Genomic DNA, 19,571 nt, shown 5'->3' with positions numbered 1-19,571 from the left:
AAATTTTAGCCCGAAATATGGTATAAAGCCTCGTCTTTTAAAGACGAATAAAAACCAAATTTATCATTATTTGAATCCTCTACCTAAAAGGTAGAGGTATTACTTATTACTTACTTCTTCTTACTTGTGAATCTTTCTATTGCCGTTTTCACAACCTTTATAACTTCCATATCTCTAAAAGTCCAAGCAGTTACATTGGTTTCTCAAAGAAATGCTTTAAATAGTAACAACCGAGTTGACTGGTTAAGCTTAGGTCAAGTATTTAAACCTCGTTCTCCGAATCCTAACGATTTGCTACCCAATTCGTTCTCAGCAACATCTGAAAAAAGTTTGGGCTTAAGTGTAGAAATTCCCAAAGTAGAAGTAGATTGATTAACTCCACCATTTGTATTTCAAACCTTGCCTGAATCTGAGGGAATTCCAAGTAACTTTGCAAATGGCGATTATCTACTCTTTACAGGTTTTGTGCCTGGTACTTTTCCTGCTATTGGCAATCCAGGTTCTTTGAGCATTACTTTTGATTGATCAACCTGTAAAAGCTGCTGGTAGTCAAATAGCTGTTGATGATATTCCTAGCTTTAGTGCATTCGTTTCTGCTTTTGATCGAGATAATAATCTATTAGGAAGCTTTTCAACTCCGGGTACTTCTTCGATAGCATTAGATAATTCTGCTGTTTTTCTAGGAATTCAAAGCGATGAAGCTAAGAGGATGTTTTAAAAGTGGGGGGCTATTGTAAGAAAGCTCACAAGGTTTAAGCTGAAATCTTTCTTCAGTAGTTATTCATCAATAATGTATAAATAGCATCGCCTAAAAAAATATTCAGTTCAAATACTGAAGAGAACCATCGACTATAATTTATTTTAAAGCTATAACCTATTTATTCTCAATTCTCGAATTATATAGTAATAAAAACACGTATATAATTTTATACGTATATATTTATGCAATGAATGAATTAAAATTTACAGATAGATTTTAATTAATTACGATTTAGCACTTGCCGATAGCGTATTTATATAAGTACCCTTTTATTATGCGCTACAAGTACTTGTACTAATTAGTGACTTATAAATATAATCATTTGCATTATAGTCGTTCTAATTAATTTCTATAGTAGGAGCATTTCGCTTTCTAGCTACAAGGGAGCTTGCGGAGCAGACACCACGATCTATTTTTTATTTGAAAGGATTATAAATGTAAATGATCTAAGTTTTTCAGGGAACCATGTTCTCTTAAAACACCTCTACTAAATTTAGTAAATAACTAGAATGATTAATTTTCACTCGTACATCTAATAAAAAAACACATTTAGATGTTCGATCTGATTTTATAAAATATCTAGCAGAAGAGTACAGTTAGTACCCTAAAAATATTAAGTTGACAAATTTTCCCCCGCTCGGATAATGGGAATAAGAAAAAATATCGGTAAAGATTTACAAGTATCTATCTTTACACTACATCAAAAATTTTTTAAAAGACATAGGGAATTCATTACCGCTTCTAGCGTAGTAATTTGCGTACTTGTATTGCGCTACTTAGGATTATTGCGACCTTTAGAGTGGGCTGTTTTAGATCGGTTTTTTCAATTGCGTCCAATTGAAGCTTCTCAAGAGCGAATTACCATAGTGGCTATAGACGAAACTTCTTTACGTAAATTTGGCTCGCCAATTTCCGACAGCGATATTGCTAAATTATTACAAAAAATAGATAGTTATCAACCTCGTGCTATTGGTTTAGATATTTATAGAGATTTAGCAGTACCACCTGGTAAAAAAGAACTTGAGGAAGCATTTAATTCAATGCCGAATTTAATTGGCATTGAATTACTATCAGATAGTCAAAACAGTCGCGTTAACCCACCATCTGTATTGAAAAAAAAAGGTCAGGTAGGAATTAATAACACAATACGAGATGCTGATGGTAAAGTACGTCGCGGCTTGCTATATGCCCATTTTAAGGATCGAGAATACGAAAGCTTTGCTTTGAAATTAGCGCGGCTTTATTTAAGAAAGGAGAATATTGTACCTAAAAACGCCAAAAATTCTGAATACTTACAATTAGGTAAAGCTAAATTTATTCGATTTAAAAAGAATGATGGTGGCTATGTAAACGCCGATGATGGTGGCTATCAGTTTTTATCTAACTTTCCCAAGCCAGCTTGCTCTGAAGGTTGTGGTGATAAATCTTATGGCTATCGCACAATACCTTTGAAAGATGTATTAAATGAGAATAAGAAGCTACCTGAAAACTGGATTAAAGATCGTATTGTTCTTATCGGTTCGACTGCACCAAGCTTGCTAGATTTAAAATTGATTCCATACTCAAGTAGTTTTATGGTTGCAGAGCCAGAGTCCATAGCTGGTGTAGAACTGCAAGCTTATTTTATTGATGAAATTATTTCTGCATCACTTGAAGGAAGAAAATTATTACGAGTTTGGTCGGAACCAGTAGAATACTTATGCATTGCAATTTGGGCTTATATAGGGGCAATAACTAGGTGGCGGATTAGAAGTTCAAGTAAAAACTTTCTATTAATTTTATTTATTAGTTTTATATTTACAGTTTGCGCCTATCTTTTGTTTTTAGAAGGCTGGTGGATACCTTTAATTCCTACATTAATAACTTATATTGGTTCAGTAATTGTTATTACTAGTCAAATTGCTCATACACAAGAAGAATTTAAACGATCTAAAGATTTTTTACAGCAAGTTATTAATACAGTTGCAGACCCAATTTTTGTTAAAAATGAAAAGCATCAATGGATTGTGTTAAACGATGCATATTGTAATTTAATTGGTTCTCCACAAAAGCAGTTAATCGGTAAGTTCGATTATGATTTTTTCCCTAAACATGAAGCGGATGCTTTTATCAAAAACGATGAGTACGTTTTTAAGACTCACAAGTTTTTAGAAAATGAAGAACAATTGACGGATATATATGGCAAGCTTCATCTAATTGCTACTAAACGTTCGCTTCATAAAGATTCAGCAGGAAATTTATTTTTAGTAGGAATAATTCGCGATATTACCGAACGTAAATTCCAAGAAGACCATTTTCGTTATATCGCTTATCATGATGCTCTTACCGGCTTACCAAATCGCAAAGCTTTTACTGAGGAACTTCATGAGTCTTTGTCTTGGGCAAAAAGCGGTAATTGTATGTTGGCATTATTATTTGTCGATTTAGATGGATTTAAGCAAGTAAACGACTCTTTAGGGCATAAAATGGGCGATTTACTCTTGGTAACGGTTGCTCAAAGACTTAGTAATTGCTTGCGCGGTAGCGATACTGTTTCACGATTAGGTGGGGACGAGTTCACCATTATCTTACGTAAAATCCCCAAGGCAGAAGTGGCTGCTAAAATCGCAGACAAAATTCTCAGAACTATTACAGAACCTATTGCTCTGGAAAATCATAATGCTACAGTTTCCGCGAGCATCGGTATCAGCATTTATCCAGATAATGCTGAGAATTGTGAAACATTACTAAAACAAGCTGATGCTGCAATGTATCGTGCCAAGCATCTCGGAAGAAATCGCTATGAATTTGCACTTCGGAGTTTTTAATTTATTTAGCTTTTAGCTTTTAGCTACGGGCGGGTTAAATACCCCACCGCCGCAATTGGCCTGTAAGCTGTCTTGTTAGGGTTTAAATCCCCATCTAATTGCCAACAGAAAAGCCGATCGCCGTGAAACGATGGAGCTTTTGTTGATCTGCATCAAGGTTGAGTATCATAAATTACCTTATGCGGTCTTGGATACCTTGTCCCTTGAAGTGCGATCGGTAAATTCAAAAACAAGGAGCCTCTATCTTTAGATATATCCGAAATCCAGATTTACCAGTCTGTAGAATTAATCAGTTAGATGAAAGCCAAGGGACTAAATTGATCGTTTAATTCTGAGCATTTTGACTGAGGTATAATTACCAATTATTTTGTTTTGAGAGATAAACTTTTATAAACAGCTGCCAATATGGCAACATTGATTATCCATTTTTAGTTATTTTCTCTAATGAAGGTTTAATTAAAAAATGATAAAAAGTGACTATCTTCAGTATGTATTTACCTTTATGAATCAATATATACTGTAATTCTACTGAATAGATTAAGATAAGTTGAAGAAAACCGATGTGTAGATACTTGTATTAGTAGATTTACACCCCATGTCTAACTATAGGCAGATGTAGATAGTTCTCTGTTGGTATTACCACTTATTCAGACAATATTTAAGTTATAAATCGGTATTCATTCTAAAGATTGATCTTTTTTTTAACCTAAGCTGATTTATCAGTAATTCCACTTTTGACAAAAAAATTAATTAGATATTAACTCAAATTTCATTAAAAAAACAAGTATATACACGTAGGTACGATTGTTCTATGAAGATTCAGACTAATACACAAAAATTTTTAGGAAATAGTTTAAAGATTAGCAGCGCAATATGTTTGATTTTTGGAGTTTCTTTAATAATCCCTAAAATTGCAGATGCCGCTTTGACTTTAAATCATAACGTTCCTAAATATGCAATTCCTGCCGTAGAAGACAGTTTAGATAGATACGAAGAAGATTATATAGACTCATCAGGATATCAACCGCCTAATTTTGGTCATCCTTCCAGCGCTTATGGCAGCGGTACCCGATGATATAAAGCTTTTAAGTCAAGTAATAGGATCTGATTTGAGATAAGTAGGATTACCATCCCAGATAAAGCCGGTAGTTATTGTCCTGTTTTAATCGCGACTAATAGCTTCCTTCTTTCCACCAATGATTATCTTGTATTAACGTATGAACTTGCCAATCAGGATTTGATTGGGGATAATCCAAACGATAATGTCCTCCCCGGCTTTCAGTTCTATAAGCAGCACTTTTAAGAATCAAATAAGCTATATCAAGCAGGTTGCGGACTTGCGCCCACAGCAGCAATAGCTTTTGAGCATTATCCGATTCAAAACTAGCTGGCTTTGGCGGATTTAAAGAAGATAGAAATTTAGTTAATTTAAGGTTAGTGAATTCTGTCCGCCAAGATTCGATAGTAGAAATTGCTTTATCTAAGCTTGATCGTTCTCGACAAATTCCAGCAGATTGCCAAACTAAACGCGGTATCTCACTTCGTAATTCTTGTAAATATTTAACTTCTTTAGTGTAATCTAAAGGATTAATCTTAAATCTCTCTGAAGGAAGATGCCCAATCTCAATATTAATATTGTCTTCTAACTTAAGACGGGACATTTGAGCGCCGAAAACTATACATTCTAGTAGAGAGTTACTGGCCAAACGGTTTGCTCCATGAACTCCGGTGCTGGCTGTTTCTCCAACTGCGTATAAACCCGGAATGTTAGTACGATTCATCAAATCTGTTTTAATTCCACCCATCCAGTAATGAGCTGCGGGTGCGACGGGAATGGGTTCTGAGAATACATCGATTCCCCAACGCTGACAAACTTTAACGATGTTGGGAAAGCGATAACGAATTTTTTCGGCAGCAATAGGTTTCATATCCAGCCACACATTTGCGGTGGCGGGGTCATTTTCTGTTTTTTGCAAATGGGTAAAAATAGCGCGACTAACTATATCTCGGGGTGCTAATTCCCCAGATGGGTGATAGTCAAATGCAAAGCGTCGTCCTTGATTATCAATTAAATGTGCCCCTTCACCGCGCACTGCTTCGCTGATTAAAAATCGGTCAGCACCTGCTTTAGTTAAAGCAGTAGGGTGAAACTGCATAAACTCTAAGTCTCTGAGAATTGCTTGAGCCTTCCAAGCTATAGCTACACCATCACCTGTACTAATAGCCGGATTAGTCGTTTGAGCAAAAACTTGACCTCCACCACCTGTTGCTAGTATTACCGCACCAGCTTGAATCCATCGAATTTCGCCTTGATAAAACAAGCTAATTCCTTGAGTGCGTTTAGTTTCTGGATGCAGCCACAAATCTAACGCTAAAGCTTGTTGAATAATTTTGATATTCTGACGTTGTAATACTTGAGCGCTTAAAGTGGTGACGACTCGCGAACCCGTAGTATCGGCAGCATGAAGAACTCTGTGGCGAGAATGGGCTGCTTCTAAAGTTAAAGCTAATTCTGAACCGCTGCGATCAAAAGCTACTCCTAAGTCAACTAAAGATTGAATGCACTCCGGAGCTTGTTCGGCAAGAAATTTAACTACAGAAGGTTCGCATAAACCAGCACCCGCGCGTATGGTATCTTCGACGTGTAATTGCGGAGAATCTTGCGGAGAAACTGCTGCTGCAATACCTCCTTGTGCCCATTCACTAGCAGATAAGGAAATAGTTTTTTTAGTAATTAAGCCAACTTGTAAATCTTGAGGGAGACAAAGAGCAGTATATAGTCCAGCTGCACCAGCACCCACTACTAAAACATCAAATTTATTTTGAAGAGTATTTTTCGTCAAAATTTATATTTTTAAAAGCTTTATAAGCTCAAATCAAGAGTTCTTCATAAAAAAATATACTATCAAGAGACGTTGCACTGCAACGTCTCTTAATTTATCCTTTTGAGGATTATTTCAATTTCAAACAAAAACGCCCAGATTTAAAATTGCGATATTGCAAAACACTGGCATTGTTTATCTGTAAATACCGTTATTAATGCGCTCGTCGCCATCAATAAATATTTCGTCTGGTGGGTTAACCGTAAAGTGATCCATGTTGTCTTGCAAGCGTTGTTTCTGTCTTTCGCTTAAACCTTGAAGATTCAGTACATCTTCTATGTTGTCGTAAGGAGCGTTAAAGACTATTTTCTTAGCAAGTGTAGGATATAGTCCTCTATATCTCTGAAAAGCTCCTATGTTGGTATTGTTTAAATCAATTTTATCACCATAAACATCTGCAAGTTTGTCATCTGCTCGATTTCGCAATATTCGGGACGAATCAATTGCAAAAATAGGAGTATTGTTAACAGCAAATTCGTTCAAATTTACTGCTTGGGCTACTCCGTGGGAACCTAACCATCCCCAAAATCCGATTAACAAACTAAATACTGTTACTAAATGCGCCAATCGTTTCACGATTTCTACCTCTTTCCATCAAACTTACATAAAGCTTTAAGCCAAATCCTACTTAGATGCCATTCGTTACAGATAATGCACAAATGACAGATGCTCGTAGTAAGTAGCTTAATTCAAACACAGCAGTTATCAAAAACTAATATATAGCTTATCAATATATCTAATATTTACTGTTAAGGATTTAGAGCAAAATTTTTGCCTTCAAAAGCTTTTGTTAGCTATTACAGCGATCGCAAAGCCGATTGCCCAAACTTAAGCTATAACAGCAGCGATTAAAAATAAGCTATCTACTAAAATTGTGCTTAAAACTGCTCCACTAAAAGCATACCAGTGCAGCTGCTTATATTTTAAAGGTATAATCCCCACGCTTAATAACACAACAGCTAAAACAACTGCCCAAGCTTGTCCTAGCGGTGTTTGTACTTGTGAAAGTGCTGCTTTAAAAACGGGTGTTGCTGCTTCGGGTTCTACAACCATAATCTGCCGCCAGTAGGGTATCAAGTCCACAATGTAAAAATATATGTCGGTTAAAACTGTACCAACTAGAGAACCAAAATAAAACCAGTTACCGACTTTGCCCCAATTCCGATACAAACACCACATGGCAAAGGGTAAACCGATTGATTCTACGGGTAAATGCCATAAAGGTTCCCAGCGTAGCCAACCCCAATAAATGGAACCAGCCAACCAAGTCAAACTGAAACCTAGCAGTAAATCTCCCCAAACATAAGTTGAATTCCGCGACATCAATAATTTACTCAGCCATATCCATCCCAATGTTAGAGCTACACTCAACCACGGCAGTACTCTTACCAGCGGCGCTTCAATAAATACAGGCACCGATACCAGAAATACCGCAGCAGTAAATACTAGTAGAGCTTGTCGAGATCTAACCCCAAACGAGAGAGGTATTAACGAAGAAGTTGAGAAAGACCTTAATTTCTCATCTTTCTCTTTATGTAAGGGTATTGCCCTACTTATCGCTTTTTGATTAGCTATAGAGTTGATTTTTAAGGATTCGAGGCTTTCAACGGTTTGAGTCACGGGGTTAAAAAATGTATATGAATACAACGTATTATTAGTCAAAATTTTAATTTTCTTTACAAAGCTTAACTTTTCTTAAGGTCTTTTTGCAACCTCCTAATAGATTTGTGAATCCAGGGGGGGGGCATATTTATAGTATCTCAATTGTAGCCAAATATGAAATCTTTAAAAAAAACACAAAGAATAAAGTGAGGTTTGCGGGTATGCTGTAGCGAGAATTTAGCTTCACAATTCTAAGTAAACAGGAAACATTATTTTCAACTGTCGTATTTTTTTCCTGTAAACACTACAGAATTAGTTGAAAGTGTGATTGTTGGTAATTACGGGTAGATAGGTATATTCATGGCTGTATCCAAACGTTTGCTATTTCCCTTGTTGATGGTAGGAAGTGGCGTTGTATCAGTAGCGACATTTCCATTAAAAGTTCTGAGCCAAGATGCGAGTACTCCTGTTGTTGATGGAGCTTCGCAAATGAACCTATGGCAAGGCATTGTTTTAGGCTTTGTGCAAGGTGCAACAGAATTTTTGCCCATCAGCAGCACGGCGCATTTAAAAGCCGTACCAGTCGTATTAGGTTGGGGAGATCCAGGTTCTGCTTTTAGTGCAGCGATTCAGCTTGGTAGTATTGTGGCTGTGCTTTGGTACTTTTGGGGAGATTTGAAGCGGGTTTTGACAGGTGCGTGGATTGCTATTAGACGAAAAGATTATCAAGATACCGATTTTCGCATTGCTCTAGGAATTGCGATTGGAACATTGCCAATAGTAGTTTTGGGGCTTTTAGTCAAGATTGTGTTGGGAGAGTTTTATGAAAATACTGTACGAAGTATGGGTGTAATCGCAGTTGTGTCAATTGTGATGGGACTGCTTTTAGGATTAGCGGAAACAAAAGGTACCAGACAGCGCAATTTTGACAAATTAACAATGGGTGATGGAATATTAATGGGCTGCGCTCAAGCTTTGGCGTTAGTACCTGGGGCTTCTCGAAGCGGTTCAACTTTGACAGCGGGATTATTCATGGGTTTGGAAAGGGAAACAGCAGCAAGATTTTCCTTTCTATTAGGAATTCCCGCGATTAGTTTGTCTGGGTTAGTAGAACTTTTAGGTTTAATTAAAGATGTACAACAAGGAAATATAGCTAATTCGGAAATGCTTACCTTGTTAGCAGGTATAGTATCATCCGCAATATTTTCTTATTTAGCAATTGCATGGTTAGTGGAATTTCTTAAAACCCAAAGCACTTGGGTGTTCGTGTGGTATCGCGTAATATTCGGTATCGCCATCTTAGCTGGATTATATTTCGGTGTACTTCAGAATGCGTAACTAAAAGACAATTATCAGTTGTTGATTAATAACTGGTAACTGGTAACTGTTTGTATTGTCGTAGCCTTGAGTCTACTGATTGTTTGTGCAAGATATAGACATTCGGCCGCAGGGCATTGGGAATTGGGGATGGGGCATGGGGAGATTCTTAAAGTAGCGAGTAGTGAGTAAGGAGTAACCAGTAGCGATGGTAATTTACTTGCTACTCATAACTCATAACTCTTGACTCCTAACTCCTAACTCTCAAGCCAAAACAAAAGCATCCGTTGTTAAAATCCAAAATCCAAAATCTAATGAGTGGCCCATTGTGATGAATAATGACAAAAAGCTTCGTAAAACCCGAAGGTTTGGTTTTGTTTTAATGGCGAGAACAAATATACGGACTTTTATTCAACGTCAATTATTCTGGTTTTTAACTTTAGCATCCGCCATATTCAGCATTACAATACATCCGTTAAAAACTTTTGCTAACGAACCTTCCACAGTTGCCGATCGCGTGCAGCAAATGAACATTTGGCAAGCTGTTTTCTTAGGTTTTATACAAGGCGCAACCGAATTTTTACCGATTAGCAGCACCGCTCATTTAAAAGTCGTTCCGGTAGCGCTTGGTTGGGGAGATCCTGGAGTCGCTTTTAGTGCCGTGATTCAGTTAGGAAGTATTGCGGCGGTGCTGTGGTATTTCTGGAAGGATTTATCGAGGATTTTCAAAGGTGCTAGCAGGGCTATGGCTCTTTCGGACTATATGGATTTTGATTTTCGCTTGTGTATAGGTATTCTTTTTGGCACGCTACCGATATTATTTTGCGGAATAATTCTCAAAATTTTTATACCCGACTTTAATAATTCACCGCTGCGGAGTATGAGCGCGATCGCGATTGCTTCTATCGTGATGTCAATACTTTTAGGATTGGCGGAAAAATTCAGCAAGCGGCAACGTAATTTTGAACATCTAATAATGATAGATGGCTTGCTAATGGGTATTGCTCAAGCTTTAGCGGTGATTCCCGGTGTATCTCGATCTGGTTCGACTTTAACGGCAGGATTATTTTTAAATTTAGAACGAGAAACCGCAGCCAGATTTTCATTTTTGCTGGGTATTCCGGCTATTTCTATAGCTGGATTGGTACAATTACAAGATTTTTTTGCCGCAGGGGTTGATGGAAGTCAGATCGCTTCTTTGGTGGCAGGGATAATTTCATCGGCAGTATTTTCTTACTTGGCGATCGCTAGTTTGCTCCGTTTTCTGAAAAATCAAAGTACCTGGGTGTTTGTTTGGTATCGATTAATATTTGGAATTTTTATATTAGGTGGTATTGCTGCGGGCTTTTTGCAAAATAGTTAGGATGAGAGTTAAGAGTTAGGAGTTGTAAGACTAGAGAGTAGGTTGGGTTACACACGAAAAGAGATGAATGCTTCTGACGACAATATTTGTTAATCGTGTCGTAACCCAACATCAGCATTTTGATAAATAACATTATCGTGGCGAGGATGTAGGATATTGATGATTAAAAAATGCAATGTTGGGTTACGCCGTAACATCAATTTTTAATTAAAACTATAATTCTTCGTGCGCCTAACCCAACCTACCAACTCCTAACTTTTAACTCATGAACATTAACCCCGCTCGTATTACAAAAATATTACCGGATTCTATTGGCGCTGAAATCGGATTTGAGGTGGGTGATGCAATCGTTAGTATTAATGGTATGCATCCTCGCGATTTGATTGATTATCAGTTTTTATGCGCTGATGAATTTTTAGAATTAGAGATTTTAGATCAGAAGGGTAAAACTCATCAAATTGAAATTGAAAAAGATTACGATGACGATTTAGGTTTAGAGTTTGAAACGGCGCTTTTTGATGGTTTAATCCAGTGTAATAACCGCTGTCCTTTTTGTTTTATCGATCAGCAGCCACCGGGTAAACGCTCTAGTCTTTACTTTAAAGATGATGATTATCGCTTAAGTTTTCTCTACGGATCTTATCTAACTTTAACTAATCTACCGCAACGAGAATGGGAAAGAATCGAACAGATGCGATTGTCCCCACTTTATGTATCAGTTCATGCTACCGAACCCGAAGTAAGAATTAGATTATTAAAAAATCAACGTGCGGGAGAAATATTAGAACACATAAAGTGGTTTCAGGAAAGACGGCTGCAAATCCACGCACAAGTAGTTGTTTGCCCTGCTATAAATGATGGCATACATCTAGACAAAACTTTGCGCGATTTAGCGTCTTTTCATAGTGGCGAATTACCTGCTGTAGCTTCTGTTGCAGTAGTGCCAGTGGGCTTAACGCGGTTTCGTCCCCAAGAGGATGAACTTATACCAGTAACCCAGGAGAAAGCACGAGAAGTAATTACTCAAGTGCGGAAGTTGCAGCAAGAATTACAAGAAACTATTGGTGCAAATTGCATTTGGTTAGCCGACGAATGGTTTTTAATTGCAGGTGAGGAACTACCATGTGAAGCTGAATACCAAGATTATCCCCAAATTGATAATGGTGTTGGTTCGATTCGTTTTTTTATTAAGGAATTTTTGCAAACAGCGCGAGAATTATTACCGCAGAAAGTTGAACCTAGAAAGTTAACTTGGGTAGTAGGAAATGCAGTTGAGCAAGCTTTTCAACCTCTTGTCAAACAGTTAAATTCGGTTGAAGGTTTGTCTGTTAAGATGCTTGCTTTATCTAGCGATTATTGGGGACAAGATATTAGCGTTACTGGTTTATTAACTGGTCACGATTTACTTTTGAAATTACAGAATGAAAATTTAGGAGACGGAATTTTATTGCCGAGCGTAATGTTAAAGCATGGAGAATCAGTATTTCTCGATGATAAAACAGTGGAGGAAGTTACTAACAATTTAAAAGTAAAAATTTATCCTGTGGCAACTGTTGAAGAGTTAATAAAAACTTGTATTACATAATTGAAAGTACAGTCAATAAGGCAATCGGGTTTGAGTTGCTATTGGCTGAAGCTAAAGCGACGAGTTTTGTGGTGTTAAACAAACAATAAAAACCTGTTATTGAATAGGAAATTAAAGATGCCAACAATTAGACAGTCATTGGTAGCCAGTTTGACTAAGTTTTATCCGTTTTACAGCGGATGTGCAAGTTTTGCAAATAACTCATTAATTATAAAGCTTGCTGGTGCTAGTAACGAACGGGTATGGTCTGCCGTTCCTGGTGGTGAAGTTCTAGCTTCTTTAAATGACTATAATGGGCGTGCTGCATTTTACGTTGGTGAACGCGATCGCAAACTCACGTGGATATGCGCTCAAATCGTAAAACCGGGTGATACGGTGTTGGATATTGGTGCAAACATCGGTGCGGTTACAGTTTGGCTCTCTAAATTAGTTGGCGATCGCGGACAAGTTCATAGTTTTGAACCAAATCCGGAGTTGCAGAGTATTCTGGAAACAACTTTTGCTCGCAATAAGATGTCTAATACTCGGTTGCATCCAATCGCTTTAGGTGCAGAGGAAGGTTCGCTCGAATTGCGAATTCCTCAAAATCATCCAGGAATGGGTTCGCTTGTTCGTAATAGAGAGACGGGTAACTGCGATGTGGTTGAAGTGCTAGTACGTCGTCTGTCTAAAATTGCGGATGAACAAGGTATAAAGTCCATAAAACTGATCAAAATTGATGTCGAAGGCTTTGAAGCTGAAGTGTTTAAGGGTGGAAGGGAAGTATTGCTGAAAACTCGTCCTGAAGCAATTATTTTTGAGCTAAATGAAAAGTTACAAGGAAAAGCTAGCGAACAACCCGCGATTAAAATTCTACGCGATTTCGGCTATAAATTTTTCTCTATTCCAAAGTGCTTGGTTCGGATGCATTTAGAGTCTTTCGATCCCGATCGCTCCAATCAACTAATTGGTCACGATTTTTTGGCAGTGCCAGAGGAGTCTTACCAGAAGATTGCTAAATTAGTCAATGCATCTGTCTAACAAATCCTAAGTCTTTTTAAAACAAAAATATCAAATTATTGTAGTGCGGGCATCTTGCACCATTCTCAACAGCTTAGGCTCTGCCTCCGATTATTGCGAGTGGTGCAGGAAAGTTTGGCGAAAACAACATTTCCCTTTGTAGGTATCTTCTGACGGAGACGCGCTCGCAGTACTTTGTGTAAACTGCACCTGAGCCGCACCGCGATCGCGAGCAGCTTTTGCTAGGATTTATACCAAATACCAAAAACTATAATAGTTGTATTTTACGGGAAGGCATTCCACTAATATGGAGAGCCACTGTGTTTTGCGGGTTTCCATATCACCGCAAAATTTCCGTAAAATCCCATGTACTTTCTTAAACTGTGGTGTTCCTTAGCAATACAGTGTCTTCAAAATCTAAAATCTGTCTTGGAAAGTTCAGGGGGAAGACAATCTACACCTTGCGAGCTTTCCGTAAAACAAAAGCATCCGTTGTTAAAATTCAAAATCAAATTAGGGAATAAATAGTGGCAAACCAGGTTAAAGGAATTAGAAAAGTTAAATTAAAATCTATTCAAACTGGATTATTTTTTGTAAAATGCCAGTTTTTAGTTTGTAGTTTATTTAATATTTTGCCTGCTACGGCGGCAACTGAACCTGTTATCAGCGTTATTCAAAGCCCCGAAAATGCTAACCAGTGGAAGGGTATAACTACTCGTCTTGAACAAGCTGGGGTTAATTACTGCGTGATTCCTTTAAATAGCATTAGAAATACTGCTGATTGGGGAAGCCGCTCGGTGCTACTTTTACCTAATGTAGAAACATTAACGCCATCACAAGCAATTAGTTTGGAAGAATGGGTAGATAAAGGTGGAAAGGTAATTGCAAGTGGCCCCGTGGGAAGTTTATCTGCTCCGGGGGTACGTGAATTAATTAAAACCCTTTTGGGGGGTTACTGGGGATTTAGTTTTGATTCACCGCAGAAACTTCAGCCTTCTCAAGATAAGTTGCAGCGATGGGCCGATAATAAAAATTTAATCGGAGAAGTGCGTGGTGGTGTAGTGGTTCCTAACTCTACTACTCAAGCTGCTGCACTATGGAATCAAGATAATTCCGCAGCCGTTTTAGCTACCTCACGATCTACTTTTTTTGGCTGGAGATGGGGAGTTGATAGCGCTGCAAATCCTAGTTTAGATAGTGCTTGGTTACAAGCTGCTTTAAACCGACACGCAAGTTCGCCGGATGCCGTTAAAAGTATTCCAGGTGGTGCAACTGAATGTAATAACTCTGCTGTTGCCCAAACACCTGCGACAAATTCCAATACCCTGACACAAATAAATAGAAATTCTACTTCCTTTAATATTACTGCCGTCATTCCCGATAATTCTTCTCCTAATATCAACTTCAAACGTTCCGATGAGCTATCCGATGAAGCAATAGATAATTTGCAGGATGAGGTACGTCTTGATATTGAACCTAATTCCCGTAAACCAATAAGCCGTAATGAAACACTAGTACTACAGCAAGAATTACTAAAATTAATTGGTCGAGTAGAAAGCGCAAATCTAGCAGTTGCAGCGATAAATAACGGAAGTACTCAAACCGCAAAAGCTCAACCCGCACAATTTGCATCCAGTCAACCCGGAGCGTTAGCTTTCAACAGCCAGCAAGCGGTATCGCAAGCAAAAGAAGTTGTCCAACAACTACCGCAGTTAGTAGCGAATAGAAAATACGTTGAAGCTCGCAAACAATGGTTAGCTGCAAAAAATTCTTTGTGGAATCACTTTCCAGTAAATCAAAGGTTTGCTCAACCAGAAATTCGAGCAATTTGGCTCGATCGAGGAACTATTGTTAAAGCTAAAAACGAGCAAGGATTAGCCCAAGTTTTTGATCGACTTTCGCAAGCCGGAATCAATACGGTATTTTTTGAAACAGTAAATGCAGGTTATACAGTTTATCCCAGTCAAGTTGCACCTCAGCAAAATCCTTTAACTCGTAACTGGGACCCATTAAAATCCGCCGTCAAATTAGCCCACGACCGAGGTATGGAATTACACGCTTGGGTATGGGTTTTTGCAGCAGGAAACCAGCGACATAATACAATATTGGGTATTGACTCCAACTATCCCGGTCCAGTACTTGCCGCTCATCCCGATTGGGCTGGTTACGATCGCCAGGGAAAGATGATTCCTGAAGGTCAAAATAAACCGTTTTTTGACCCTGCAAATCCGCAATTACGACAGTATTTATTAAATCAGTACGAAGAAATTGTTACCCGTTACAACGTAGACGGCTTACATTTAGACTACATTCGCTATCCCTTTCAAGATCATCAACGAAACCGCAGCTATGGTTATGGTAAAGCAGCGCGATCGCAATTTCAACAGCGTTATGGAATCGATCCACTGTCAATTTCGCCGAGTCAAGGGGATATGTGGCAAAATTGGACGGCTTTTCGTACTCAGCAAATAGATAGCTTTGTCGCTCAAGTTTCGCAAAAAATGCGACAAAAGAAACCCGATTTAATTATGTCTGTGGCGGTATTTCCTCTACCGGAACAAGAAAGAATTAGTAAATTACAGCAACATTGGGAAGTTTGGGCACAACGAGGCGATATCGACTTAATAGTTCCCATGACTTACGCTTTAGATACTCCAACTTTCAGCAGATTAGCACAGCCCTGGATTCTATCGAAAAAACTAGGATCTACCTTGTTAGTTCCCGGAATTCGTCTCTTAAATTTACCGACTTTAGGAGCATTTGACCAAGTACAATTAATCAGGGATTTACAAGTAGGTGGTTATGCATTATTCGCTGCCGAAAACTTACAAAATCAACAGCTACAGCAAATTTTCAGCAGTACTCAAGGTAGTACCGAACGCGAACCGATTCCCTACCGCCAACCATACAAAACTGCTGCTTTGCGCTATGCTTCCCTACAAAAAGAATGGAAATTTACATTACAAAATAAGCAACTAAAAATGTCTGCTAGCAGAATTTCCGAATTCAACAGTCAAGCAGAAGTATTAGAAAACGCTTTAAATCAGCTGGCAAAATCTCCATCGCCAGCTAATTTACAAACAACCAAAGCATCATTAATTAGATTCCAATTTCAATTTAGAACATTAATGCAGCAAAATGCTTTAGATAACCCCTATCAAGTAGGAGTCTGGGAAAATCGTCTGGCAATGATTGAAAGATTAATCCAGTTTGGGGAGCGTGTGAAGAAGTGAAAAGTTAGGAGTTAGGAGTTGGGAATTGGTAATTGCGAATTGGTAATTGAATTTTTCCCAATTACCTATTACCTATTACCTATTACCCATTTCCCCTTTTGCAACTAAAAGCACAAACTATGAATTGTTTTGCTGTTCACCGGAATCTTGAGATTCTGCAACAACTTCTGGTGCTTCTTCATGGGAATCTTGAGATTCTTCTGCAACAGTTTCTGAAACTTCTTCTGGTTCAGGTTCAACCTTAACAGGAGGTTTGCTTGGCTTGGGTGGGCGTGCTAATGCAAGACTAACTGGAGCCTTGATTTCATCTCTTTCAGATGATTTTTTACCTCTACCTTTACCTCTGCCTCCACCTCTATTGTTATCTCTATCGCTGTCTCTATCTTTACGATCTGATTTTACCGGAGGAGTAAAGCTCTTAGTTTCAGAACTGCCTTCTGATTTTACCGGAGGAGTAAAACTCTTTTTTTCAGAACTGCCTTCTGATTTGACCGGAGGAGTAAAGCTCTTAGTTTCAGAACTCTTAGTTTCAGAACTGCCTTGATCCGGTTTTGGTTGGCGATCGGATTTTTTAATTGGAGGTTCTACCATTGTTAATTTCTGTTAATTTATCTGTATGATATATGGTTTTGGTGTTTGGGCAACCTCTAGCAGACAGATTTGAGGGATGCACCGGCATAGGTTGAATAATATAACCTAAGTGGTCTAAATCTGCCAATATAAATTATTACCGTATTATATATTGAACTACTCGCCATTTCTTTAAAAACGGTACTTAGAGATATTTAGATAATAAAGATTGGTAAAGCTAGTTCAAATGAAAATGCTTACACAATAGATTTTTAAGAAACAAACGACCATAGCTTAAATATCAACATAATTTACAAGGCTGAGTATAAACTGTAGAAAATACGACTTTAGACCAGTTCTGTTCTAATGCTTTTAGTAGATTATTTTTCCAAAATGAATAATTAATCTTGGAACAGTAAGTAATGTAAGGAAAATAATTCAATGGGTAATCAATCAACAATTGGATGGTCGCTGCTGAGTTCTGGAATAACTACGCTTATACTAAAAGTTCTTCCCGGTGATTCTCTTTGGTGGGGAGTCGCTCTTCTAATACTTGGAACTCTTGCACTTTTTGTACGTAAAGGTGCAACTGAGTAAAATTGCAATTATTTAACTATCAAAACATCACCATTTTTGATGTTCAATAATTTGGAAATAACAACCTTTTCTCCTGGCTGCAATCCTGCAATGACTTGATATTTATTATTTACAATTTTACCTAGCTTAACCTGTTTTTGTTTGGCGACTAGGGTTGAGGTTGCTGTTGTAGAGTTTACTTTTTCCGCTACATATACAAAAGCTTCCCCAGCTATACGAAATACTGCTGTAGTAGGAATTAATAAACCGGAATGCTGATTCCAATTAATTCTCGCTTTAGCAAATTGTCCCGCTTGCATTTTTTCTTCTTTATTGTCAAATAATGCTTTTACTAATATAGTGCGGGTATTTTGATTAACTTCTGGGGAAATAAAGAATATTTTACCCGTGCCTATATTTTCAGCTTGGGAGTTGATGATTTCTACTGCCATTCCCTTACGTAGCTGCGATTTATGTTCAAGGGAAACTGGAATATCAACTTCTAAAGGTTGATTTTGAGTAACCGTAGCAACTCTACTTGAAGGGTTTACTAAATCTCCAATTTTCACTGAAATATCTGCTACCGTACCTTTGAAGGGAGCATTAATTTTGTACTGCTGCTTCTGTGGTGTCTGTGGTGCAGGAAGGTTATTTGTAGTTTTTAATTGTGCTTGCTGTAATGCTTTTTCTAAACTAGATACAGTTGCTTGCTGTGCTTGTATTTTGGCACCTAAATTATTAAATTCGAGTTTTTCAGCGTTAAGTTTCTCAGCGTATTGATTTTTGGTTTGTTTGGATACGGCACCTTGTGCAGCTAAATTAGAATATTTTTCGTAAGTTTCTTGACTCAATCTCAAATTTTGCAGCTTCGATAATTGTTGAACTTTTAACTCTTGAAGCTGGGTACGAGCATTTTGTAGCTGTAGTTGCTTTGCTTGTATTGCGCTATTACCACTACTGCTATTATTAACAGCATCTCGATTGTTAGAGTCAATTTGTAGTAATGGAGCTTGCGCTGTAATTTGGCTTCCTTTTTTTACAAAAATTTGTGATACTTTACCTTGAGTTTTTGCTTGCAGACTCTCGGAGTTTAATGATTGTAAACTGGCAATAAACTCCGAGCTTTCTTTTATTTGACTTGCTTGTACATCGGCTAGTTTAACGGTGCGCGGTGCTTGTTGTACGGTAATATTTGAAGGTGATTTCTTTTCGCGAGCGAGCAAATTAAAAAGTACTGCGACTCCACCAATAGTTAAAGCTACTGGTATCAGTATCAAGATTAAACGTTGCGTCCATCGTGGCGATTGTCTAGATTTTAAAGAGCTATTTTCTTGACTTTCGGTTTGGGATTCAGAGGGTTTCATGGCTTGTAGAGAAATTATGATAACTGAAGCGTTCGGATAATAAAGATTGAATTTACGAATAAATTATTTTTTAGAGATAATTACTGAGCTAATCGGTATATAGATGTATAATTAAAACAGAATAATAGATATAAACTATTAGCAAAATGGTATGAAACCATTCCTGACCTCAACTAAAGCAATATATTAACTATTTTGATTAAACTTATTTTATCTAAAATCTTAAATTTATTTTCGTTTAAATAGTAAACTTATCAAAAGTAATTATTAAAACAATTTATTTTGTAAAAATTGAATCTTTTGTATGACTATAAGCTTTCCCCAAAAGACATTAATGTAACAGAAAGCTCTTTGCCTTAAGTAAATACTGTAAAAGTTATCCAACAAAGAAAGTGTTTTTAGTTAAAATATTATTTTTTAAAGTATCTTTTGATTCACGTTTTGCACCATTCTCAATATTGCCTTGGAATAAATTCCCCTCTCTTATAAGCAAACTCTGATTATTCAGACATC

The 19,571-nt window shown here is 37.5% G+C and carries 15 protein-coding genes; 10 read left to right on the top strand and 5 right to left on the bottom strand.

Features of this window, described 5'->3' with window-relative positions; genetic code table 11:
* Window positions 1-126 precede the first annotated feature (126 nt).
* From ACM03V_RS09545 to ACM03V_RS09530, 4 genes are all read left to right on the top strand, one after another.
* Entirely contained in the window at window positions 127-372 is a 246-nt protein-coding gene (locus ACM03V_RS09545) for a hypothetical protein (protein WP_414620531.1), read from the top strand.
* 145 nt (window positions 373-517) lie between these two features.
* Window positions 518-718 (top strand): hypothetical protein, encoded by a 201-nt coding sequence (locus ACM03V_RS09540; RefSeq protein ID WP_414620530.1) that lies wholly within the window; start codon window positions 518-520, stop codon window positions 716-718.
* A gap of 686 nt (window positions 719-1,404) precedes the next feature.
* On the top strand, window positions 1,405-3,567 hold the full coding sequence (locus tag ACM03V_RS09535; RefSeq protein ID WP_414620529.1) for a CHASE2 domain-containing protein: 2,163 nt from the start codon (window positions 1,405-1,407) through the stop codon (window positions 3,565-3,567).
* An 811-nt stretch (window positions 3,568-4,378) separates the two neighbouring features.
* A complete protein-coding gene (locus ACM03V_RS09530) occupies window positions 4,379-4,642 on the top strand; it encodes a hypothetical protein (protein ID WP_414620528.1) in 264 nt (87 codons plus the stop codon).
* A 97-nt stretch (window positions 4,643-4,739) separates the two neighbouring features.
* On the opposite strand, the gene nadB is transcribed toward ACM03V_RS09530, so the two are convergent.
* The 3 genes from nadB to ACM03V_RS09515 form a co-directional block, all read right to left on the bottom strand.
* Window positions 4,740-6,410, bottom strand: a complete 1,671-nt coding sequence (nadB, locus tag ACM03V_RS09525) for an L-aspartate oxidase (protein WP_414620527.1) — start codon at window positions 6,408-6,410, stop codon at window positions 4,740-4,742.
* A gap of 174 nt (window positions 6,411-6,584) precedes the next feature.
* A complete protein-coding gene (gene psbU / locus ACM03V_RS09520) occupies window positions 6,585-7,025 on the bottom strand; it encodes a photosystem II complex extrinsic protein PsbU (protein WP_414620526.1) in 441 nt (146 codons plus the stop codon).
* Window positions 7,026-7,277: 252 nt separating this feature from the next.
* Window positions 7,278-7,937 carry a DUF3120 domain-containing protein gene (locus tag ACM03V_RS09515; protein ID WP_414620636.1) on the bottom strand — a complete coding sequence of 220 codons (660 nt, stop codon included), beginning with the start codon at window positions 7,935-7,937 and terminating at the stop codon, window positions 7,278-7,280.
* Between the two features lie 474 nt (window positions 7,938-8,411).
* Between ACM03V_RS09515 and ACM03V_RS09510 the strand changes: the two genes are divergently transcribed.
* The 5 genes from ACM03V_RS09510 (at window position 8,412) to ACM03V_RS09490 (ending at window position 16,548) form a co-directional block, all read left to right on the top strand.
* On the top strand, window positions 8,412-9,389 hold the full coding sequence (locus ACM03V_RS09510; protein WP_414620525.1) for an undecaprenyl-diphosphate phosphatase: 978 nt from the start codon (window positions 8,412-8,414) through the stop codon (window positions 9,387-9,389).
* A 361-nt stretch (window positions 9,390-9,750) separates the two neighbouring features.
* Entirely contained in the window at window positions 9,751-10,731 is a 981-nt protein-coding gene (locus ACM03V_RS09505; RefSeq protein WP_414620635.1) for an undecaprenyl-diphosphate phosphatase, read from the top strand.
* A 265-nt stretch (window positions 10,732-10,996) separates the two neighbouring features.
* Window positions 10,997-12,316, top strand: a complete 1,320-nt coding sequence (locus ACM03V_RS09500; protein ID WP_414620524.1) for a TIGR03279 family radical SAM protein — start codon at window positions 10,997-10,999, stop codon at window positions 12,314-12,316.
* Between the two features lie 117 nt (window positions 12,317-12,433).
* Entirely contained in the window at window positions 12,434-13,336 is a 903-nt protein-coding gene (locus tag ACM03V_RS09495) for an FkbM family methyltransferase (protein WP_414620523.1), read from the top strand.
* Between the two features lie 506 nt (window positions 13,337-13,842).
* Window positions 13,843-16,548 (top strand): family 10 glycosylhydrolase, encoded by a 2,706-nt coding sequence (locus tag ACM03V_RS09490; RefSeq protein ID WP_414620522.1) that lies wholly within the window; start codon window positions 13,843-13,845, stop codon window positions 16,546-16,548.
* A gap of 117 nt (window positions 16,549-16,665) precedes the next feature.
* Here ACM03V_RS09490 and ACM03V_RS09485 read toward each other — a convergent pair whose 3' ends face one another.
* Entirely contained in the window at window positions 16,666-17,139 is a 474-nt protein-coding gene (locus ACM03V_RS09485; protein WP_414620521.1) for a hypothetical protein, read from the bottom strand.
* A gap of 420 nt (window positions 17,140-17,559) precedes the next feature.
* On the opposite strand from ACM03V_RS09485, the gene ACM03V_RS09480 reads away from it, so the two are divergent.
* Entirely contained in the window at window positions 17,560-17,715 is a 156-nt protein-coding gene (locus ACM03V_RS09480) for a hypothetical protein (RefSeq protein ID WP_414620520.1), read from the top strand.
* An 8-nt stretch (window positions 17,716-17,723) separates the two neighbouring features.
* Here the strand turns inward: ACM03V_RS09480 and ACM03V_RS09475 are convergent, their stop codons facing one another.
* Entirely contained in the window at window positions 17,724-19,058 is a 1,335-nt protein-coding gene (locus tag ACM03V_RS09475) for an efflux RND transporter periplasmic adaptor subunit (protein WP_414620519.1), read from the bottom strand.
* Window positions 19,059-19,571: the final 513 nt, after the last annotated feature.

The sequence above is a fragment of the Calothrix sp. CCY 0018 genome (genome assembly GCF_963920925.1).
Classification (GTDB): Bacteria; Cyanobacteriota; Cyanobacteriia; order Cyanobacteriales; family Nostocaceae; genus Rivularia.
This window is presented reverse-complemented; position numbering and strand designations above follow the sequence as displayed.